This is a genomic window from Polycladomyces subterraneus, from assembly GCF_030433435.1.
Classification (GTDB): Bacteria; Bacillota; Bacilli; order Thermoactinomycetales; family JIR-001; genus Polycladomyces; species Polycladomyces subterraneus.
On record NZ_JANRHH010000036.1, the window covers coordinates 160,780 to 182,248 of the forward strand.

The 21,469-nt window shown below is 53.7% G+C and carries 21 protein-coding genes, 1 pseudogene and 1 riboswitch; of the genes and pseudogenes, 19 read left to right on the forward strand and 3 right to left on the reverse strand.

The features are described from left to right. The first annotated feature begins 46 nt into the window (after positions 1-46). From trpD to mgtE, 17 genes are all read left to right on the forward strand, one after another. Positions 47-1,072, forward strand: coding sequence for an anthranilate phosphoribosyltransferase (trpD, locus tag NWF35_RS10000; RefSeq protein ID WP_301238908.1), 1,026 nt, complete (start codon positions 47-49; stop codon positions 1,070-1,072). Next, entirely contained in the window at positions 1,062-1,859 is a 798-nt protein-coding gene (trpC, locus tag NWF35_RS10005; protein WP_301238909.1) for an indole-3-glycerol phosphate synthase TrpC, read from the forward strand. The genes trpD and trpC overlap by 11 nt, the downstream gene beginning before the upstream one ends. After that, complete coding sequence (locus tag NWF35_RS10010) at positions 1,844-2,506, forward strand: phosphoribosylanthranilate isomerase (protein ID WP_301238910.1); 663 nt, start codon at positions 1,844-1,846, stop codon at positions 2,504-2,506. Before trpC ends, NWF35_RS10010 begins: the two co-directional genes overlap by 16 nt. Next, positions 2,472-3,683: a tryptophan synthase subunit beta gene (trpB, locus tag NWF35_RS10015; RefSeq protein ID WP_301238911.1), complete on the forward strand. Its 1,212-nt coding sequence runs from the start codon at positions 2,472-2,474 to the stop codon at positions 3,681-3,683. Before NWF35_RS10010 ends, trpB begins: the two co-directional genes overlap by 35 nt. Next, positions 3,680-4,480, forward strand: a complete 801-nt coding sequence (gene trpA, locus NWF35_RS10020; RefSeq protein ID WP_301238912.1) for a tryptophan synthase subunit alpha — start codon at positions 3,680-3,682, stop codon at positions 4,478-4,480. The genes trpB and trpA overlap by 4 nt, the downstream gene beginning before the upstream one ends. 35 nt (positions 4,481-4,515) lie before the next feature. Beyond that, the gene (gene hisC / locus NWF35_RS10025) at positions 4,516-5,619 is read left to right on the forward strand and encodes a histidinol-phosphate transaminase (protein ID WP_301238913.1); all 1,104 of its coding nucleotides are present in this window, start codon (positions 4,516-4,518) and stop codon (positions 5,617-5,619) included. Continuing rightward, positions 5,616-6,716, forward strand: a complete 1,101-nt coding sequence (locus tag NWF35_RS10030) for a prephenate dehydrogenase (protein WP_301238914.1) — start codon at positions 5,616-5,618, stop codon at positions 6,714-6,716. The genes hisC and NWF35_RS10030 overlap by 4 nt, the downstream gene beginning before the upstream one ends. A gap of 28 nt (positions 6,717-6,744) precedes the next feature. Next, positions 6,745-8,025, forward strand: a complete 1,281-nt coding sequence (aroA, locus tag NWF35_RS10035; RefSeq protein WP_435873874.1) for a 3-phosphoshikimate 1-carboxyvinyltransferase — start codon at positions 6,745-6,747, stop codon at positions 8,023-8,025. 387 nt (positions 8,026-8,412) lie between these two features. Further along, a complete protein-coding gene (locus tag NWF35_RS10040) occupies positions 8,413-8,937 on the forward strand; it encodes a hypothetical protein (protein WP_301238916.1) in 525 nt (174 codons plus the stop codon). Positions 8,938-9,980: 1,043 nt separating this feature from the next. Next, positions 9,981-11,111, forward strand: a complete 1,131-nt coding sequence (locus NWF35_RS10045) for a hypothetical protein (RefSeq protein ID WP_301238917.1) — start codon at positions 9,981-9,983, stop codon at positions 11,109-11,111. Positions 11,112-11,206: 95 nt separating this feature from the next. Further along, positions 11,207-11,758, forward strand: a complete 552-nt coding sequence (locus tag NWF35_RS10050) for a ReoY family proteolytic degradation factor (RefSeq protein WP_301238918.1) — start codon at positions 11,207-11,209, stop codon at positions 11,756-11,758. Between the two features lie 54 nt (positions 11,759-11,812). After that, the gene (locus tag NWF35_RS10055; RefSeq protein WP_301238919.1) at positions 11,813-12,274 is read left to right on the forward strand and encodes a DUF2487 family protein; all 462 of its coding nucleotides are present in this window, start codon (positions 11,813-11,815) and stop codon (positions 12,272-12,274) included. Positions 12,275-12,477: 203 nt separating this feature from the next. Further along, positions 12,478-13,005 (forward strand): QcrA and Rieske domain-containing protein, encoded by a 528-nt coding sequence (locus NWF35_RS10060; RefSeq protein WP_301238920.1) that lies wholly within the window; start codon positions 12,478-12,480, stop codon positions 13,003-13,005. A 6-nt stretch (positions 13,006-13,011) separates the two neighbouring features. After that, the gene (qcrB, locus tag NWF35_RS10065; RefSeq protein ID WP_301238921.1) at positions 13,012-13,683 is read left to right on the forward strand and encodes a menaquinol-cytochrome c reductase cytochrome b subunit; all 672 of its coding nucleotides are present in this window, start codon (positions 13,012-13,014) and stop codon (positions 13,681-13,683) included. 26 nt (positions 13,684-13,709) lie between these two features. After that, positions 13,710-14,501 carry a menaquinol-cytochrome c reductase cytochrome b/c subunit gene (locus NWF35_RS10070; protein ID WP_301238922.1) on the forward strand — a complete coding sequence of 264 codons (792 nt, stop codon included), beginning with the start codon at positions 13,710-13,712 and terminating at the stop codon, positions 14,499-14,501. 79 nt (positions 14,502-14,580) lie between these two features. Continuing rightward, entirely contained in the window at positions 14,581-15,225 is a 645-nt protein-coding gene (locus tag NWF35_RS10075) for a DUF1405 domain-containing protein (protein ID WP_301238923.1), read from the forward strand. 105 nt (positions 15,226-15,330) lie between these two features. Then, positions 15,331-15,504, forward strand: a riboswitch (M-box (ykoK) riboswitch). 168 nt (positions 15,505-15,672) lie between these two features. Continuing rightward, the gene (gene mgtE, locus NWF35_RS10080; RefSeq protein WP_301238924.1) at positions 15,673-17,016 is read left to right on the forward strand and encodes a magnesium transporter; all 1,344 of its coding nucleotides are present in this window, start codon (positions 15,673-15,675) and stop codon (positions 17,014-17,016) included. 88 nt (positions 17,017-17,104) lie between these two features. On the opposite strand, the gene NWF35_RS10085 is transcribed toward mgtE, so the two are convergent. From NWF35_RS10085 to NWF35_RS10095, 3 genes are all read right to left on the reverse strand, one after another. Continuing rightward, complete coding sequence (locus tag NWF35_RS10085; protein ID WP_301238925.1) at positions 17,105-18,388, reverse strand: NCS2 family permease; 1,284 nt, start codon at positions 18,386-18,388, stop codon at positions 17,105-17,107. 121 nt (positions 18,389-18,509) lie between these two features. Continuing rightward, a complete protein-coding gene (locus NWF35_RS10090) occupies positions 18,510-19,421 on the reverse strand; it encodes a cation diffusion facilitator family transporter (RefSeq protein WP_301238926.1) in 912 nt (303 codons plus the stop codon). A gap of 10 nt (positions 19,422-19,431) precedes the next feature. Then, the gene (locus tag NWF35_RS10095) at positions 19,432-19,749 is read right to left on the reverse strand and encodes an ArsR/SmtB family transcription factor (RefSeq protein ID WP_301238927.1); all 318 of its coding nucleotides are present in this window, start codon (positions 19,747-19,749) and stop codon (positions 19,432-19,434) included. A gap of 138 nt (positions 19,750-19,887) precedes the next feature. Between NWF35_RS10095 and NWF35_RS10100 the strand changes: the two genes are divergently transcribed. Next, entirely contained in the window at positions 19,888-21,186 is a 1,299-nt protein-coding gene (locus tag NWF35_RS10100; protein ID WP_301238928.1) for a purine/pyrimidine permease, read from the forward strand. Between the two features lie 123 nt (positions 21,187-21,309). Next, positions 21,310-21,426 (forward strand): annotated as a pseudogene (locus tag NWF35_RS10105) (IS200/IS605 family transposase); the annotation flags it as partial. Between the last annotated feature and the right edge of the window lie 43 nt (positions 21,427-21,469).

Here is a 21,469-nt window from a genome sequence, read left to right on the forward strand (position 1 = left end):
GCCGGTCGTCTCTTCAGTCCGCACATCATCGACCGGAGGGATACCGATGCCTGCTTTGTTGACCCGCGTTGTGGAAGGAAATGATTTGTCACGTGACGAAGCTCGTCATGTGATGGATGAATTGATGAGCGGTCTGTGGGAGCCGGCGCAAGTGGCCGGTTTGCTGACCGCTTTGCGCATGAAGGGGGAAACGGCCGAAGAGTTGGCCGGAATGGCGGAGAGTCTTCGCAGTCGTGCCCTGCGCTGGGAGAAACCTGCTACCGACGCCGTGGACACATGCGGAACGGGCGGCGATGGCGGCCGTACGTTCAATATTTCCACCGCCGCCGCGATTCTCGCATCCGCATGCGGGGTGAAGGTGGCCAAACACGGAAACCGGGCCTTCTCATCCAAAAGCGGCAGTGCCGATGTGCTGGAAGCGTTGGGCGTACAGATTTCCACCACACCTGATGATGCACGCGCCATGTTGGAACAGACGGGGATCTGTTTTCTGTACGCACCGCTGTATCATCAGGCGATGAAACATGTGATGCCGGCGAGAAAAGCCCTCGGATTTCGCACTTGTTTCAATCTGCTGGGCCCGCTGGCCAATCCGGCCGGGGTTCGTCGCCAGTTGGTCGGCGTATACGACCCTGATTTGACGGAAACGGTCGCCCACGTATTGCTGATGTTGGGCATTGAACGGGCCATGGTGGTGGCTGGGACGGACGGATTGGACGAAATCTCCGTCTCCAGCCCAACACGGGTGAGCGAGTTGCGAAACGGCCGTGTACGCACGTATACCATCACACCCGAGGAGATGGGGCTGACCCCTTCACCGCTGTCCGAGGTGGCAGGTGGAGACGCACAAACCAGTGCTGCTTTGATCCGTCGGGTGTTCACAGGCGAACCGGGGGCGCCACGGGACATTGTGTTGGCCAACGCCGGAGCGGTGTTGTGGGTGGCGGATCGGGTGGACAGTCTGGCCGAAGGCGTGTGGATGGCTGCCCGGGCGATCGACGAAGGAGCGGCGCTGCGTCAGTTGGAGGAGATGGTTCGGTTTTCGGTGGAGGTGTGCTCGCGTGTTTCTTGACAAAATCGTATCAGTGAAACGGGAAGAAGTACAGCGGTTGAAAAGCAGCCTGACATCGGAAGATGCGAGACGGGCCGGATCTATGCCGCCCGCTCGATCGTTGGCGCAGGCAATGAAGCGGACGGAAGGTGTCCCGGCTTTGATCGCGGAGGTGAAGCCAGCTTCGCCGTCGAAGGGTACGATCCGGGAAACGGTCGATCCCGTTCAAATCGCAGTGAGTTACGAACGGGGCGGCGCGTCCGCGATCTCTGTGCTGACCGATGAGACGTTCTTCCGTGGCCGGGCGGATTACCTGACCGCGGTTAAGCAAACGGTTAACCTCCCGGTGCTGCGGAAGGATTTTTTGCTGGATGAAAGTCAAGTGGTGGAAAGTAGGCTGATCGGGGCGGATGCCATTCTCCTGATCGCAGCCATATTGGATGAGGAGCGCATAGTCTCGTTGTCCCGCAGAGCGCACGAACTGGGATTGGAAGTGTTGATAGAGGTACACCGGGAAGAGGAACTGGACCGGGCGCTGGCAGCAAAGCCGGATGTATTGGGGATCAACAACCGGGATCTGCACACGTTTGTGACAGACTTGACGACCACGGAACGGTTACGTCCCTTGCTGCCCGACTCGATCCCGGTCATCACCGAAAGCGGCATCGCTTCACCGCAAGATGTGGTGAGGGCGGCGGCTTACGGTGTAGACGGCATGCTGGTGGGGGAATCCCTGATGCGGCAGGATGATCCGGAATCGGCGGTACGTGCATTGCTGACGGGGGCGATCTCGTGCGAATATCGGTGAAAATTTGCGGCTTGCAAACGGAAGTAGATGCTGAGACACTTCACGGCTTGGATGTGGATGCGGCTGGTGTCATCCTGGTTCCGGGGCGTCGGCGTACTGTACCGGAATCTCGGTTACCCCGTTTGTTGGCTGCGCTTCCTCCGTCCGTCAAAGCGGTGGCTGTGTTGCAAAACGCTTCACTTCCAGAAGCAGAACGGTGGTTGAAGCGGTATCCGTTTTCTGCCGTCCAGTTGCACGGTGATGAATCTCCGGCATATTGTCGCCAGATCAAGGAAAGATGCGGTGTGGACGTGATCAAGGCGTTCTCCGTTGATTCAGATGGTCCCTTACCCGACCCGGATGCCTATGCACAGTGGATTGATACGGCACTGTTTGATTCCGCTGGCGGCGGGTCAGGACGGCCGTTTTCCTGGGAGCTGATTCCCGAAATCCGAAGCGGATGGCGGGAAGCACCGTGTGCCGTATGGGTAGCGGGTGGTTTGACGCCGGAAAATGTCGGCCGATTGGTTACCGCATATCGACCCGACGGGGTGGACGTATCCAGCGGTGTGGAAACGAACGGTAGGAAAGACCTCGAAAAAATCCAGGCGTTTGTGGAAAGGGTGAGAGCCGTTGAAAACCGAACTTCCATTGGCAACCCAAGTTGATCAAAACGGCAGATACGGCCGGTTCGGCGGTCGTTTTGTTCCTGAGACGTTGATGTATGCGCTGAACGAGCTGGAAACGGCGTTTCGGGAAGCGATCGCCGATCCCGCATTTCACGAGGAGTTGCGGACGCTATTGGAAGAGTACTCAGGCCGTCCCACACCGCTGACGTACGCCCAGCGGTTGACGGAATACGTGGGCGGCGCTCGGCTGTTTTTAAAACGGGAGGATTTGAACCACACTGGCGCGCACAAGATCAACAACACCTTGGGACAAGCACTCTTGGCAAAACGGATGGGGAAAAAGAAATTGATTGCCGAGACAGGAGCCGGTCAACACGGTGTGGCATCAGCGACGGTAGCCGCCCTGTTGGGGATGGAATGCAAGGTATTCATGGGAGAAGAAGATGTCCGCCGACAACAGTTAAACGTGTTCCGCATGGAGTTGTTGGGGGCGGAAGTGGTGCCGGTCCGGTCAGGGACCCGGACGCTCAAGGATGCCACCAGTGAGGCGATCCGTCATTGGGTGACACACGTGGAAGACACGTTTTACATGATCGGTTCGGTGGTGGGTCCGCATCCGTACCCGGAGATGGTGCGCACCTTCCAGCGGGTGATCGGTGATGAAGCGCGGTCGCAGTTTTTGTATCGCGAACACCGCCTTCCCGACCATGTGGTGGCCTGCGTCGGTGGCGGAAGCAACGCGATCGGCATGTTTGCAGCGTTTTTGGCGGATCGGGAAGTGCAACTGCACGGGGTGGAAGCGGCCGGTCACGGCCTGTCCACCGGTCAGCATGCGGCGACGCTATCCCAGGGGAAACCGGGTGTGTTGCATGGTTCGTTCAGCTATTTGTTGCAGGATGAACATGGTCAAGTGATACCGGCTCACTCGATCTCCGCAGGTCTGGATTATCCCGGTGTGGGACCGGAGCACGCCCATCTGAAAGAGACCGGACGGGTTCGCTACACTTCAGTCACCGACGAAGAAGCGTTGGACGCGGTTCGCTTACTCTGCCGGACGGAAGGCATCCTGCCCGCGCTGGAGTCGGCACATGCGGTGGCGGAGGCAGTTCGCCTGGCTCGTACGTTGCCGCGGGAGCAGACGGTGTTGATCTGCCTGTCGGGGCGCGGGGATAAGGATGTGGAGACGATTCGGGCGGAGGAGGCGAAACGGCGATGACGGTCATCGAACAAGCGTTGCGGAAACCGTCGGAGGTCAGACTGATTCCTTTTTTGGTAGCGGGAGATCCCGACCCGGACACGACCCTGGATTTGCTCCGCTTGTTGGACGAAGAAGGGGTGGCTGTGGTTGAATTGGGTGTACCGTATTCCGATCCATTGGCCGATGGTCCGGTGATTCAGGAAGCGGCCACTCGGGCGTTGACTCATGGGATGAATCTGTCCCGTGTGCTGGCGTTGGCCAAAACGGCGCGCGAATCGGGCGTGCGCGTTCCATTGGTTTTGTTCTCGTATGTGAATCCCTTGATACAGATGGGTTTTGAACGGTTTGCGAAAGCGGCCCGTGAGGCGGGGATCGATGGGGTGATCGTTCCTGACCTGCCGGTGGAGGAAAACGAAGCATTGCGTACTGCCTGCGCCGATCACGGATTGGATGTGATCCCACTGGTGGCACCGACGTCGCGGGAACGGGTCCGTATGATCGCCGAGCAGGGGCAGGGATTCGTCTATTGCGTCTCTTCTCTGGGAACGACAGGGGTGCGGGACGGATTTTCCAGGGATGTGGACGCGTTTTTGGAAGAAGTCCGGCGAGTTAGTCCGGTTCCCACCGTGATCGGGTTCGGGATTTCGCGACCGGAACACGTCCGCCGTTTCTCCCGCCATGCCGATGCCGTCGTGGTGGGCAGCGCGTTGGTGCGTTTGATCGGCGAACGTCGAGATGCCTTGCAACATCCTGCCAAACGGGAACAAGCGCTCGCCGAGATCCGCGCATTTGTCAGGGAGCTCAAAACAGAGTAAGATAGAGAGAAAAACGGCGGGGAGGAAACCTTGGGATGAAACCGAAAGCAGCCATTCGCGGTTTGCCTGTGTACCAGCCAGGCAAACCGCTTGAAGAAGTAAAACGGGAACTGGGATTAACAGAAGTGATCAAGCTGGCTTCCAATGAAAATCCGTTCGGTTGTTCGCCGGCGGTGTGGGAATCGCTGGCCGCCGAACGGGAATTTTTTGCCATGTACCCCGAAGGGGCGGCTCCCGATTTGCGTAAGGAGCTGGCCCATCATCTCGGCATTGACGAAGCGCGCTTGATTTTCGGAAACGGTTCGGACGAAGTCGTCCAGATGTTGGCCCGTGCTTACCTGGAGCCGGGGTGTGAGTCGGTGATGGCGGATCGGACGTTTCCGCGTTACGAGACATTGACACGGATGGAGGGCGCCACACCGGTGGAAGTACCGTTGGTTGACGGTACGCATGATTTTGAAGCGATGGCATCAGCTGTGAACGAACGGACGCGCATCGTGTGGATCTGCAATCCCAACAATCCGACGGGAACGATTGTAGATCAGGACGCGTTAGTTCGTTTTCTCGACCGGATGCCGGATCATGTGCTGGTCGTGGTGGATGAGGCCTATTACGAATATGTGACTGATCCTTCCTACCCGGATACAATTTCTCTTTTGGATCGCTATCCGCAGTTGTTTATTCTGCGTACGTTTTCCAAGATCTACGGGTTGGCCGCTTTCCGCATCGGTTACGGCATCGGTCACCCGGATGTCGTGACGGAGCTGAACCGCGTTCGCGAACCGTTCAATGTCAATCGTCTGGCGCAACGGGCTGCCCGTGCTGCATTGGCGGACCAGGCGTTCGTGGAGCGCTGTCGCCGTCTTAACCGTGAAGGAGTGGAGACGATCAGTCGCCAGTTGCATGAATGGGGATTGTCCCATTTCCCTTCCCACGGCAATTTTGTGTTGTTGGATACGGGAAAGCCGGCTGACGAAGTGTTTCAATCGCTTTTGAAACAAGGTATTATTGTCCGTTCCGGACAGGCGCTCGGCTATCCGACGCACATCCGGGTCACAGTCGGTTCACCTGAACAAAACGCCCGCTTTTTGGACGCATTGGCCGTCTGTCTGGGCAGGCAAAGGAACGAAGCCCGTTGAATCAAGGGAAAGTGACAGTCATCGGGATCGGTCTGATCGGCGGGTCCCTTGCTTTGTGCATCAAGGAGCGGACGGAGTACACGGTTTGCGGCTGTGACATTTCCGAACGGTCGTTGGAATTGGCCTGCGCCTCCGGCGTCATTGATGAAGGAACCACGGATTTGGCGGAAGCGGTTAAAGACGCCGATTTTCTGTTTTTGGCGGTTCCTGTCGGGCTGATTTCCCGTTTGATGGGACAATTGCGGGAGATGCCGCTTAAACCGGGATGCATCATTTCGGATGTTGGCAGTACCAAAGGGGAGATCGTCCGGCGCGGTCAGGAGCTGAGCCGGATCGGTGTCACTTTCATCGGTGGGCATCCGATGGCGGGTTCTCACCGCTCCGGCGTGGAAGCGGCCGATCCGTTGCTATTTGAAAATGCGTATTACATATTGACGCCAACGCCGGAAACGTCATTGGTGGATATGCAACGGTTGAGCCGTTTGTTGCAGGTGGCCACCCGCGCCCAGTTGGTCATCATGGATCCGGATCATCATGACCGGGTGGTGGGGGCGATCAGCCATTTGCCGCATGTGATCGCGGCCGGTTTGGTTAACCAGGTGGGGCGTTACAATGAGGAGAACGAGTGGTTCCACCGGTTGGCGGCGGGCGGTTTCCGGGATTTGACGCGCATTGCCGCCAGTCACCCTGTGATGTGGCGGGATATTTTGATGAGCAACCGCCGTATGGTACTTTCGTTGATGGACGACTGGTTGGAGGAGATGCAGCGATTCCGCCGGGCGATTGAAGCGGGTGACGCGCAGGAAGTGGAGGCCTTGTTCGACCGGGCGAGACGTCTGCGCGAGCAATTGCCCGACAGGAAAAAAGGCATCCTGCTGCGAGCATACGAATGCTACGTCAACGTCCCCGACCGTCCGGGAATGATCGGGGAAGTGGCAACACTGCTGGGGAAAAACGGCATCAACTTGAGTAACATCGGTGTGATGGAAAACCGTGAGGAAGAAGCCGGCATACTCCGATTGTCGTTCCGCACCGAAGATGATTTGACACAAGCGGTGGCGGTGCTCAAACAGGCCAATTATACGGTGATCGAATAAGTGCGGGAGGGAGAGAACCATGGACATCATCCGATCCACCCCTAAACGGCCGTTTCATCAATCGGTCCGGGTGCCTGGGGATAAGTCGATCAGCCATCGCGGGGTGATGTTTGGTGCCATCGCGCAGGGGATAACGCGGGTGGAAGGCTTTTTGCCGGGAGCAGACTGTCTCAGCACCATCGCGTGTTTCCGTCGGCTGGGCGTAGAGATCGAACGGGAGACCCCCACGACGGTACTGATCAAAGGGAAGGGATGGGAAGGATTGCGTGAACCGTCCCAGTGGTTGGATGTGGGTAATTCCGGTACGACCATCCGCCTCATGCTCGGCATTTTGGCTGGACGCCCCTTTTTTTCCGCCGTGGCCGGGGATGATTCCATCGCACGCCGTCCGATGGGACGCGTGGTGCAACCGTTGCGGGAGATGGGAGCGTTCATCGACGGCCGGGAGGGTGGTTCGTTTACACCGCTCGCTGTTCGTGGGGGGCGCTTGATGGGAATAGAGCATGTGAGCCAGGTGGCCAGTGCTCAGGTAAAATCGTGTCTCCTGCTGGCTGGTCTACAGGCGGAAGGAACGACGGTGGTGCGTGAACCGGCTGTCTCCAGGGATCATACGGAGCGGATGCTCCAGGCTTTCGGTGTGGAACTGGAAACTGAGTCCGGTCGGGTGGCTGTCAAGGGTGGTCAATCGTTGACAGGTCAATTCGTCCGTGTACCCGGTGATGTTTCGTCAGCGGCGTTCATTTGGTCGGCAGCGCTGATGGTGCCGGGCAGTCGTGTGACGGTGCGGGATGTGGGGCTCAATCCGACCCGAACCGGTATCTTGGATGTGTTCCGTATGATGGGCGCCGAAGTGATGGTGGAACCGAAAGGGGAATGGTGCGGTGAACCTGTCGGGGATGTGACGGTGTCGGCGGACGGTCTGCGTGCCGTGGAAGTGGGGGGAGATCTCATCCCGCGCTTGATTGACGAAATCCCGGTGTTGGCTGTAGTGGCTACCCAGGCGGAAGGGACGACGGTCATCAAGGATGCAGCCGAACTGAAGGTGAAGGAAACGAACCGTATCGCCACCACGGCGACGGAGTTGCGCAAATTGGGCGCCCAAGTGGAGGAGACGGACGATGGTCTGATCATCCACGGTCCGACCCGTTTAAAAGGCGGCGTTTGTGACAGCCACGGTGATCACCGCGTTGGTATGGCGATGGCGATTGCCGGTCTGGCGGCATCCGACGAAGTGGCCGTGCAAAATGCGGCGGCCATCGATGTGTCTTTCCCTGGTTTTGCCGAACTGCTGGAACAATTGGGAGCGTGACGGGCAAAGGGATTGATCCGGGGACTTGCAGATTCGGGTGTACCTTTTTTCCTTTCAAGGTCGCTTGTGGGAAAAAGGTCACCCTTCTCTTCCCCAATACGAGAGAGACGATTCGGAAGCGGGCTGGGGGCGCATCCTTCCCTTGTAAGATCATTTCTCTCCCCAAATCTCTCCGTTGCTGGCGGTTCATTACTATTGACTCACTCGTATTAGAAAACAGAAAATTAGGAATTACCTGTTGACCTGCCTATATGGTATGGCTATAATGAAAGTACAGTATGGTTTCTCTCCACTCCTATCCATTGGTGCACGTTCTGTGCCTGCCGCCGCAAGGCGGTTCTTTTTTTGTCCCATTTTTCATACATCTGTGGCAGGGGAGGGAGTTGGATGAAAGAGAAACCGCATATGTGGGTGATGGAAGCGGCCTTTGTCATCGGTATGCTGCTTTTGTTGAAAAAATGGGTGTTTCCCTTTCTCATATGGCAGTGGTTCGGTTCGGGCGATTCGGCCTCCAATATGCTGATCGGTACGCATATTGCCGTTGCCGTGGTGACCGCGATGGTATACGTGGGGTTGGGCTCCGTTTCCAACCAAGCATACGGTTTGTCGTTGGCTTCGGTATGGGGGATGGGAACATTGTCGCATGCCGTCTTTTTTGTTCCTGTTTTGCCTTGGACAGCGCCCCTCCGCGAAAGTTGGACTGGTTTATTGGGGGACGGGGTGCATCTCTTCCTGCCGAGTATTCGCCTTTCCTCCCTGGAAACGTGGCTGGTGTGTATTGGCTTGTTGACGATCGGGCGGGTTTTGAGAGTACGTGATACGGAAGTGGAACCAAAACCCGCGAGGTTCCCGATGGCAATCAACTCTTTCTCGGCGAATAAGGAAAACCGTTCCTGGTCAAAGCGCATGTAGCAGAAGGGGGATTACCAGAGAAGCTGTTATCAGCGGTGAAGTATATCCCGTTAACACCTTTCTTTTTGAGGGCTGGGTTGTTGACAAGCTGGTCGAGGCAGTATCTGATAAGTGGTCCGTTCGCTTTCCCGGATCGCTTCATCAGGACCCCTAGGCCTGGAGCGTAGGACGAAGGCAAAGTACGTATCGGCTGAAAGGAAATGGCCCACGAACGAATTTCTTCGCTTTCGAATAGAGGCTCTATAATGCTTGGTCAACCGGACACGGAGACAGGATATCGGAGCCCGAGGAACAAAAATTCGCATTGACCGGTGTCAACAAGGCTTACGGTCGTATTGAGAACTGAGCTTCCTGCAATCCGGGAGATGGACAAGACCCCTAAACCAGCAAAATTGGTCAGTTGGAAAAATAGCGAGACATGAGTCCCAGTGTGGTCAAAAAAAAATTCTCCCGGCTACGGCGAATGCGGCTGGTGTAATCCTGGTTACTGCACCTTATATGTCGAATTGCATGTGCTTGAATAAGTCCACATAGATCCGTAACCATGACCATCGGTTCTTGATGGTCCAGATAGTAGTCCACCTTGTCGGCGTTATCTTCGGGAAACATGGTGTGCCCCCTCCTGTATCGGTGGTCAGTATATATTGATGCTAGGCCATGATCAAATGGATGGAAGGATCAGTTTATGTAAAGGTCGATAGGGAGGCTTTAGGTTGACTCAAAGTAAAATGGAGGAGCCCGATTTGGAGTATGCCGATTCCTGTCTTATCGTCACGGGAATCGGTTTTTTATTAAATGATGGCGGCTGAAACTAGATTTTAGGAAATACCTCGCGTCCATACTGCGAAATTGCGCATGTTTCTTCGTACGATTTCTTTGATTTTCAATATTATAAACAAGTTTGCGTTACAAACCGCCTCGCTCTAGATCCTCACGCTGTCCATGCGTGACGAAACATCGTCTTCACAAGAATCGGAGGAGTAAGTTTCACCGATTTCGTCCATCATAAGCAATAGGAAAAAGTTGGGATGGAGGGGGTCGCGATGAACCTGGCGGATTTGCTGACTTACGCGGACATCGAACAATTGCGTCGTATGCAGGAGCATTATGGGGTGGAAGGTGATGCTCATTCCAAACATCATCTAATCAGTTCATTACTTCGTTATTTGGGGCGTTCTTCCGTTTTGAACACGCTGGTACGCGGGATGGAAGAGGAGGAGCGGCGTTTTTTGCAGTTGCTCTGCCTGGATTCTCGAGAAGTGTACACCATGGAAGATCTGTTGAGCAAAGAGAGGATGGCGTGGGGAAAAACTGAGGGGAAACCGCGTGAATTGGTGGGCAAAGGGTTGCGGTCTGGTTGGTTGTTTCCCGGATTTACGTCCGATTCCCGCCATTTATATCGGGTGCCACTCGATTTTCGTCAGCGCGTGATGCGCGTAATGGCGGAACTGAAACGGCAGTCGCTATCCAGCGATCAACCGGAACCGACGGTCTACCGAGATGAACAAGGATTGATCCAACAAGATCTGAACCGGTTTTTGTCCTTTGTTTCCCAACATATCGTCCAATTGACGTCTGACGGCGCGATTTACCGGCAACAGCAACGACATTTGCTGGCACAATTTGCGGTCTGCGAAGAACCGATTATGAAAAAAGGGTACCGGTTCGGTTTCGGACGTCGCTATCATCAATATCCGGACCGTTTTTCCCTGATTTACGATTATGCGTATTATCAGGGATATATCGCCGAAGAAATGGACGGTTACCTCCGTTTAACGGAAACGGGTGCAGGGAAAATAATTACTGAATGTACTGATGAAGCACCGGAGATGATCCGCTTTTGGATTCGTTTGTATCGACACCCGTTACCTTATTTGCCAGTGTTGATCCGGTGGGTCGATCTACTGGCAGGCGACCGTTGGATGTCATCTTCCGATCTGCTCGTTGCTCTGGAAGGGTGGGTACGCGATTACTACTATGAGACGAGAGAACAATTATTTCACCGTCTGTTGAAAATGATGCTGCATTTGGGGCTGGTGAGCTTGGGCGAAACCTCCGGTGGTGGTCGGCTGGTTCGTTCGACACCGTTGGGTCGTCGCTTTTTGCAACAAGGTTCCAGCTTGGGTGAACAGGAGATTGAGAAGGATTTTTTTCGTCCCTCTTCTACTCGGTAATTTTCGCTTGGCCGGAAGGAAACTTACCGGTTCCCATGGAATAAATAAAATAACAAGATATCTCAATTTTCAATCGCGGGATGGGGGGATGAACGATGAGCGACTGCGTGACGGCATCCGAGAAAAAGGAGTTCATCGAGTGGTTTTTGACCCACTATGAGCTCCAAAAACGGGAGGCTTCCTGGTTGCTTTGCTATCTATCCTCGGAAGAGCGATTGCTCCAACGGGTTCATTTTGTCGATAATTTGCGCGGTTTGCCCAAGACGTTGTTGATCTCCACAAAATGTTCCCAAATGCCCGCGTTTCGGTTCCAAAAGAATCGGAGGGTGCATACCGACGTCGAAACGGCGTTTTATGATATCCGTTCCTGTCCCGATGAAGAAATCTACATCGGACTGAGCTTCAAAGGCAGGGCGACTTGTCCCGAATATGCCGCTGTATTGGAGGGAAATCCCATGGAAAAACCAGACTTGGTTCAAGAACCCTTGTTGAGTCTGATGGCGGAGATGATCCTCGATAAAGCGGTACAGGAATTTCAAAAGAAACACCTTTATCGTCAAATTGATCAGGCGTTGGCCGAAGGAAATAAAGCGGCGTTTTTACAGCTGACAGAAGAATGGAAGAACCTGCTGGAATTCAATCGCTAACTTCGATATAATGCTCGGCGGAAGCCGAGCGATTTTTTATTTGGAGGGAAATCGATGAAGTGGAGTCAATTGGATGCGACCGAATGGGGGCGGTATGCTCCTTTTTTGGATACGCTGCTCCTTCCGGTCTTTCGGGTTCGGTTTGAGGAGAAACAACCAAAGCTGGAAGAGGCACTAGGAATCGGTGTGGTGGCGGATCGTCTGGAGCAGTCGTTGACGGGGCGGGTGCTGCTTTTGCCGCCGATTCCGTACAGCGGCGCCAGTCCTAAGGCATTCCAAGCTTATGTGGAGAGTGTTCTTTCACAGCTGGGTGATTCCTTGTTTCACCATCTGATCCTGCTCGTACCGGATGATCTTGCTGAAGAATGGGAAGAGATTCAAAGTCCTGATCTCCTCACGCTGTTGGTGGCTGGAGTAGCCGTGCACCAGTTGGTGTCGGATCAAGACATTCAAGCAGAAGCGGAACGATTGCAGGAGCGCATCGTCCGGCTTTGGCAAACGGGATCATTTGAATGAAGAGAGCGAATCAGGGAAACAGTATAGAAAGAAGTCCATGAAAAACGTTACACCTTTTTAACGATTCGGTCATCAAGCGATACGGAAGACTCCGAATTCTTGACATTCATTAAGACGGTTGGCTATCATGGATATGTCCTAGTAAGCTAGATGGTTCCGGTCCGGTGGACGTTTAACCCGCATAGAGGGAGGTCGGACGAGTCGTGAGCAAAGATCAGGGACGGCAGAAATCCGGTGTGTCCCGCCGTCAGTTTCTGACTTACACTTTGGCGGGGACAGCCGGTTTTCTTGCCTCAGGCGTGTTGTTCCCGATGGTGCGCTTTGCCATCGATCCCATGCTGAAAAAGGGAGAAGGCAGCCAGTTCGTAGAAGTCGGTGACGTGAATGAGTTTAGCGAAGAACCTCGGGCTGTCACATTCAAGGTTCACCGGAAAGATGGGTGGTACAAACCCAAAGAAGGGGAAACGCTTACCGCGTGGATTCGGAAATCACCGAACGGCGAGATCCTGGCTCTTTCTCCGATTTGCAAGCACTTGGGATGCACCGTGATGTGGAACGGGAACCCGCAATTTAAGAATCAGTATTTCTGCCCCTGTCACTTCGGGCGCTACGACGAAAACGGGGTCAACATCCCAGGAACACCGCCGCCGGCGCCGTTGGACACCTATGAAACCAAGGTGGAAAACGGCAAGTTGTATCTCGGCAAGATTAAACCGCGAAGCGGGGTGTAGGCAAGAATGTTGCGAAGCATGTACGAATGGTTGGACCGTCGGCTGGACATCACTCCGCTGTGGCGTGACGTGGCCGACCACGAGGTTCCGGAGCATGTGAACCCGGCTCACCATTTCTCAGCATTTATTTATTGCTTTGGTGGGTTAACCTTTTTTATTGTCGTGATTCAGATTTTGTCCGGTATGTTCTTGGCCCTCTATTACGTGCCGGATATTGTCAACGCTCACGAGAGTGTGAAATATCTACAGACCGAAGTGGCTTTCGGGTCCATCGTTCGGGGAATGCATCACTGGGGAGCCAGTGTGGCGATCGTGATGCTGTTCCTTCACACCCTGCGCGTCTTTTTCACCGGAGCGTACAAAAATCCCCGTGAGTTCAACTGGGTGATCGGGATGCTGATCTTCTTCGTGATGTTGGGGCTCGGTTTTACCGGTTACCTGTTGCCTTGGGACAATAAGGCGTATTTCGCCACCAAAGTAGGGGTGCAAATCGCGGCATCGGTTCCTTTTATCGGCCCGTACATCGCCACGTTCCTGCAAGGTGGAGACATCGTCGGTGCGCAGACGCTCGCTCGATTCTTCGCACTGCACGTATTCTTCCTCCCTGCGGTACTGCTGGCTCTCTTGGGTGCTCACTTCCTGCTGATTCGGAGACAAGGAATTTCCGGGCCGCTATAATGCTCACGCGTTAGGGGGGAAAATCATTGGCACATCAACATGGTGAGGGCGACAAAGAAATCATCTATGTCGGCGATTCGCGTATCCGTGCCAATCGCCCGAAGATGTACCCGAAAGATTACTCCGAGTTCCCCGGGAAAACCGAGCCGTTTTTTCCAAACTTTTTGTTGAAGGAATGGATGGTTGCGGTTGTCGTCCTCGTGGGATTCATGTCGGCTGTCATGGCTGAAGAGCCACCGCTCGGTGATCTGGCCGATCCGACCAACACCAGCTTTATCCCGGTACCGGACTGGTACTTCCTGTTCTTGTACCAGCTCCTGAAGTTTAAATGGGCAGGCGGACCTTACGTCGTCATCGGTACCGTGATATTGCCCGGTATCGCGTTTACGGCACTGCTCTTGGCTCCGTGGCTGGATCGCAGTCCGGAGCGTCGTCCGACGCGTCGACCAGTCGCGACGGGGCTTATGTTGCTCGCACTGGTTGCCACCGTCGTTTTGACCTGGGCGGCGTACGATGAGCATGAGAAGCAGCTCGCCACTCAGCCGCCGCCAGTCCAATTGGGTGGTCCGAAAGGCTCCATCGTGGCACCCAATGATCCCGGTTACGAGATTTACAAGCGGCAGGCCTGCGTGCAGTGTCACGGAGAAAAACTACAGGGGATAAACGGTCCGACCCTGATCGGTGTGGGAAAACGTCACAACAAAGAAGAGATTATCAAAATCATAAACGAAGGTCTTGGACCGATGCCACCAGGCATGTTCCAAGGAACGGAAGCTGAAAAAGAAAAGTTGGCCGAATGGCTGGCGAAACAGAAATAATAAGGGAGAGTGTCAAAAGGTGGTCGTCATGATCACCTTTTTTGCTACTTACATATTTAATTAGACAGGGTGAAACGGTATGAAGGTTTGGTGGCGTTTTTGGATGGAGCAACTGGATCGACGGTGGTTTTTATGGAGCATGCTGGTGATCAATGCGCTCGGCTCTGTCTACGGCTTTTATTGGTACCATTTGCAGCTTCAGATGACCGAGGGTTGGCAGAAGTTGTTCGTACCGGACAGTCCTACAGCCAGCACACTGTTCACATTGGTGCTGCTGTTGTATATAATAGGGCGTCGCAGTCCGCTTTTGGAAGCATTGGCGGCAGTGACGCTGTTTAAATACGGCATATGGGCGGTGGCGATGATTCTCTTGAGCGGGTGGGTAGCACCGGCTCCGTTCTTTCAGGCGTTGCACTGGACGGACTGGATGTTGATGACGTCTCATTTGGGAATGGCGGCAGAAGCAGTGTTGTACAGCCGATTTTTCACTTACCGGCTGTTACATCTGATTCTGGCTGGTGTTTGGGTGTTGCTCAATGATGCACTTGATTACGGGTTGGACATCCATCCTTGGTTGCCGCCTTGGCTGCAAGATTGGGTTCACCCGATCGCTGTGTTTACGGTAGGATTGAGCGTGGTCAGCTTAGCACTGTTCGCCCGGTTAGGTCTGGTTGAACAACCGGAGCGCAAATGGGAGCTGCCTCGGATGTTCGATCGTGGATAGCAAACCCGTCCAAACGAAATCTTTACGAAGCAACCATGGATTTATCGTTGACATTCGGCTGGTTTCCATGTATATTAACGCTGGGTTTTGACAAAATCGAATAGCGGACTCCTCTGTTAGGTGAGGCTCCTATACGGAGACAGGCTACTGCCCAAAAATGTCGAGAGACGCCAATGGGTCAACAAAAAAGATCGGATTAAGGTCTTTTTTAATGTAGCTGGGAGGCATCAAATGCCGACCTATGCCGTATAGTGCTAAAACTCAACGAGGGAGCGGTTGAACCGAATGTTGGTTTCAAATGGCATTCGGGTAGGTGTTTTGCACATGAAAACCCCTCTCGTTGACGAGGGGTTTTTTCGATTTATCAAAAATTCACAAGCAGGTTCCTTTCTTTGGTACAGGAGGGAATGCTAAATGAAAATGCAGTAATCAAGGAGGGTGAGAGGGATGAAAACAGAAACGTTGGAAGAAATCCGAGCCGTTTTAGATCGTCAGGACAAAGAAATGTTGGCCGAACACGTCAGTTCGTTGCAACCATATGATCTGTCGGAAATGCTCCGTGAGATGGATCACCAGGAACAGCTACGGTTGATCGCGATGTTGCCGTTGTCTGTCGCGGCGGAGACGTTGGAATACATCGAACCCGAATTACAGTATCGTATTTTGCATCATTTGGAGGACGAGATCACCTCTCCTTTGTTGAAGCAGATGTCCTCCGACACGGTTGTAGACATGTTGCTGGCCATTCATCCCCTGCAGGCGGCTCGGCTGTTGGACCTACTCCCTGAAGATTATCGAAAAAAGATCGACACGTTGATGACATTCCCCGAAGATACGGCGGGAAGTTTGGCAACGGTCGACTACATTTCCGCCCGCGAGAGTTGGACGGTGGATTATACACTTCAACACGTGCGGAAAGTGGGACATGAAGCTGAAATCATTTCTTATATTTATGTAACCAATGTTCGTGGCGAACTGGTCGGCGTCGTATCTTTGAAAGAGATCATTCTGGCTCAACCCGGTACGCGGTTGTCGGATATCGTGACGGAAGACGTGATTGCTGTCACAGCCGAAACGCCCCACGAAGAGGCCGCAGAGCTGTTGTTCCGCTATGATTTTGTGGCGTTGCCTGTCATTGATGCGCAAAAGCGGATGATTGGGATTATCGCGGTTGACGACTTGATCGACGTGATCCAGGAAGTGACGACAGAGGATTTTCAAAAGCTGGGGGGGAGCCAGCCCCTGGCTGAACCGTATTTCAAAACGTCGGTTTGGGAATTGTTTCGCAAACGGGTAGGCTGGTTGTTGTTGTTGTTCGTAGCCGAGGCCTATACCGGCACGGTATTGCGTTACTACGAAGACACACTTTCGAAAATGATCGCGCTGTCCTTTTTCGTTCCACTGTTGATCGGGACGGGTGGAAACACCGGTACACAGATTGTCAGCACGTTGGTGCGAGCGTTAGGGATGGGCGAAGTGCAGTTTTCCGATCTGTTTCGGGTGGTTAGAAAAGAGTTGATGGTCGGTGTCTTTTTGGGTGCCGCCATGGGATTGGTCGGTTATTTGCGCGCTCATTTGTTGGGTGTTCCTTACAATATCGGCCTAGTGGTGGCGATGTCGGCCCTGGCCATCGTGATCTGGGCGTCATTTGTGGCGGCCATCCTGCCATTGGTACTGTACCGGCTGCGCATCGATCCCGCCGTGGTTTCCGGACCGTTTATCAGCACGTTGGTGGACGGTACTGGGTTGATCATTTATTTCACGATCGCCCAGATGTTGTTGCATGTCTGATCCCTCTCACCAAAAAACAAAATACCTTCCCTGCAGTATGCAGAGAAGGTTCAGGTTGTCCCCTGCATCCGTTGGTGCAGGGGAATTGTTATTCCCAAATTCGCATGACGAAGCTGAGCAGGAAAAGTCCTGCGATCATGTACAGCGGAAACGGTATACTCTTGGCTTGACCTTTAGCGACTTTCAACACCGGATAGGCGATAAACCCGAATGCCATGCCATCCGCAATACTGTATGTTAACGGAATGGCGGCGGCGATGAGATAAGCGGGGAACCATTCACTCATATCGTCCCACGGAATTCGGCGCACGTTGCCCAGCATCAGTCCACCGAGCACGATCAGGACAGGGGCAATCGCACTTGGTGGAATCCATCGCATCCAGGGCAGGAACAGCAGGGACACCAAAAATAGCGCACCGGCGGTGATCGCGGTGATCCCTGTCCGCCCGCCTGCCGCGATTCCGGCAGCGCTCTCGACGGTGGATACGGTGGAGCTGGTTCCCAGCAATCCGGCTATCATCGCTGATACGGCATTGGCCTGAAACGAACGGCGGAATTGTTCTTTCCGAAGTAACATGCCGTGAAGCAGACCCATGTTTTCAAACACGATGATCAGCGTCAATGAGAAGGTGGCGATCCAGAACGGCAGGCGATCCCATCCTTCAGTGGTGAGCGCGCCCGCCACTTTCCAATAGGTTTGTAATGTCACATTCGTTTCGCCGGATCGTTCGATTAACCCCCAAACGGCCGCCAACGCGCTCCCGGCCAAGATTCCGATCAGGAAGTTGCCGCGCACGCCACGAATCATCAAAATGACGATCAATAGCAATGTCATCAGTGTCACGATGACACGGGGCTCGGCTAAGCTGCCCATGGCGATCATGGAGTATTCGTTGGCGGTCACGATGCCGCCTTTTTGCAGCCCGATCAATGTCAGAAACAATCCGATCCCCACACTGATGCCCGCGTTAAGCGAGGATGGCACGGCTTTACTCAGCCAGTCGACAAGCGGGGTAAACGCGACGATCGTGAACAACAAGCCGGACAGGAAGACGACAGTGAGCCCTTCCTGCCAACTAAGATCCATAGATTGTACGACAGTGTAAGAGAAAAAAGCGTTGACGCCCATACCGGGAACCAACACAATCGGTGCGTTGGCCCACCATCCCATCAACATGCATCCGACAAACGCGGTCAGAGCGGTAGCGATGATCCCCGCTTGCATCGGAATACCCGCATCAGCCAAAATGGCCGCATTGATCACGATGACGTAGGCGACAGTGAAGAATGTCGTCAGGCCGGCGAGTATTTCCTGTTTCCACGTGGTTTGGTATCTGTGAAGAGCAAACCGTTCCCGCAATCTTTTCCGCAATCTCCTACCTTCTTTCCCTAATAGACCCTCTCCCACCCGTGACCGATGTCACCATTCAATAATATAGCAGATCCATCCGGAAGGAAGCACTCATTTTTGCTTCAAACCGCCTATGATCGGTTCACACTTCCAGTTCGGCGTGTTGCATGCGCGAAGTTTCCACTTGGATCGTGGTGTGACGTATCTGAAACCGCTCTTCGATGATTCGCACGGCTTGCTGCAGAACCCGCTGACTGTCGCCATCATCTTCGATCACCACATGACAGCTGAGGGAGTCCATCCCTGATGTGATCGTCCATATGTGTAAATCATGTACATTGATCACCTTGTCGATACTCATCAACATCCGCTTCAATTCATCCTGATCAATGGTCACGGGCGCCCCTTCCATCAAAACGTGGGTGGTATCCCGGATGATGCCCCAGGCGCTTTTGAGAATCAACAGCACGACGATCACGCTAATGATCGGGTCGGCCATATACCATGAAAAAAAGGTGATCAACAGTCCAGCGACAATGGTGCCTACTGATCCTAGGGCATCTCCTAAGATATGGAGGTAAGCACTGCGGACGTTGAGGTTTTCTTTGATGTCGCTCGTTTTGATGAGGATCGCTGCACTGACCAGATTGGCGATCAACCCGATGAAGGCAACGATCAGAACGGTGTTTCCCGCGACGTGCGGGGGATTTAAAAAGCGTTCATACGCTTCCCGCAGGATCATTCCGGCAACGATAAACAGGGCAATCCCGTTGATCAGGGCGGCAAGAATCTCTAACCGGTAGAAACCATACGTTTTACGTGGGGAAGGAGGCTTGGTGGCAAACCAAATGGCCAACAGGCTTAATGCCAGAGAAGCGGTGTCGCTAAACATGTGTCCGGCGTCGGAAAGTAGCGCCAAACTGTTGGAGAGAATCCCCCCTGCGATTTCCATAATCATGATGATGGCTGTTATCACCAATGTGACAGTCAATCCCATTTTATTACGGATACGTTGTTCGAACGGGCCGTGATGCCCATGATGATGGTGATGCATGGTGATCCCCCTAATTCGATGTGTGCGTCACATGCTCAATTGTTTGTCTCAGCAATGCCAGCACATGATCGTCATCGCAACTGTAATAGACGGTGTGTCCTTCCCTGCGGTGCCTGACGAGGCGCAAGGTACGAAGATAGGCCAGTTGATGGGAGATGGCCGATGGAGTCAGTCCCAACTGTTCGGCGATTCGACTGACGGAGCATTCTTCCACTGACAACAGGTGCAAAATCTTGAGTCGGGTCGGGTCGGACAATGCCTTGAAAATTTGAGAGGCCGCTTCGACGATATGCGGATCTAGCGGCGGCAATGCTTTGCAATGGCTCATGTTTGCTCCCCACTTCATTTCTTTATTATTTGATCATATATTCATATACTATTTTATCCAGTTCGCAAGGTGACGGCAATCATGATCGCGTGATATACTTATTTTTCGATAACCGAAAAAAAGAGTGAGGCGAACCGGATGCGCAAGGCGTTCAACATGTGGGATACGTTGATGGAATCGTTGCAATGGCTGGTATTTCTATTGGCCAATGCATTGGCCCTACCTGTGATCATCGGTCAGATTTACAGCTTATCCCCAGTGGAAGTAGCTGAACTGATGCAGCGTACGTTGTTCGTGGTGGGTCTCACATCTTTTTTGCAAGGCCGGTGTGGGCATCGTCTGCCTGTGGCGGATGGACCGGCCGGGCTGTGGTTGGGAATCTTTGTCATTGTCGGTCTCTCTTCTGTTCAGACTGGTGCATCAGCCTCCACGACGTTGCAAGCGTTAGAAGGAGCCATGTTGGTGACGGGAGCGGTCCTGTTTTGGCTGGGTATTTCGGGATGGACGGGGCGTATCTTGTCTCTGTTTTCTCCCTTGGTGATCGGTACGAATTTGTTGTTGCTGGCCATCCAATTAAGCGGGACGTTTTTAAAAGGGATGCTGGGCATTGGCGACCGGGTACACCCTTTGTCTGTCGGGATGGTGCTGACGGCTTTTGGCGTGTTCCTTACAGTGCTCGGATTGTCAAGCTGGGGAAAAGGATTTGCCAAAAGTTACGCGGTATTGATCGGGATCGCTGTGGGTTGGCTAATATTCATCCTGCTTGGGTGGCATGAACGGACGAATTTGACTACTCTGATCCAGTTCCCCACATTTTTTGCATGGGGCTCGCCCCGGTGGGATCTCGGATTGATGGTGACGGGAGTGATGATGGCACTGGTCTTGTTGTCCAATGTGGTGGCCAGTGTGTCTGCTGTCCGACAGGTAGTGGGATTCGAAGGGGAGGAAATCCAATCGTTCAATCGCAGCAGTTGGATCGGTGGTTTGTCCCATGCGGTGTCCGCGTTGTTTTCCACTGTCGGTATGGTACCTTTGTCCGTTACTGCCGGATTTATTCAGATGACGGGCCAGAAACGGCTTGTGCCGTTCTTGATCGCTTGCGGCGCTTTGGTGATCATTTCGTTTTTCCCCATCCTGACATCGTTTCTGGCAATGTTGCCGGGGCCGGTGGCATATGCGGCGATGTTAGCCTCGTTCACCCAAATGGTCGGCATCGGTCTGCGTTCCTTGTGGAGTCGGGAACCGGATCAGAGACGGTTGACGATCATCGGTGTCTCCATTTCGTTGGGTACCGGTGTCATGTTTCTACCCCCTGAGGCGTTTGTTAACATGCCGTCAGTTTTCCAGTATGTAGCGGGCAATGGTTTGATGATGGGAACGCTGATCGCACTCATTCTGGAGCAAGTGTGGCGGGAACGTCCGGAAAGCGCAAAGTGAAATGCACAAGAGTCGACGCCATGCGTTGCATACGTTATCTAGAACGGATGGGAGAACATTGATTGTGAAACAGATAAAGGCGATTAACCGAAACAGCGGTGTTGATTCCTAGTGATTCGCCATCTGACAAAATTGAAGGGGATGACTTCTAGGAAACTGAGGCAAGAATTTAATCACTTGTCTCATTTGCCCAGCTTGTGGACACGCTCAGACGCTACGCCGACAAACGGCGGAAGCTAGGCAAAGCCAAGAAGCTCAATGCGATCCGCAAGTCCAAGAACAA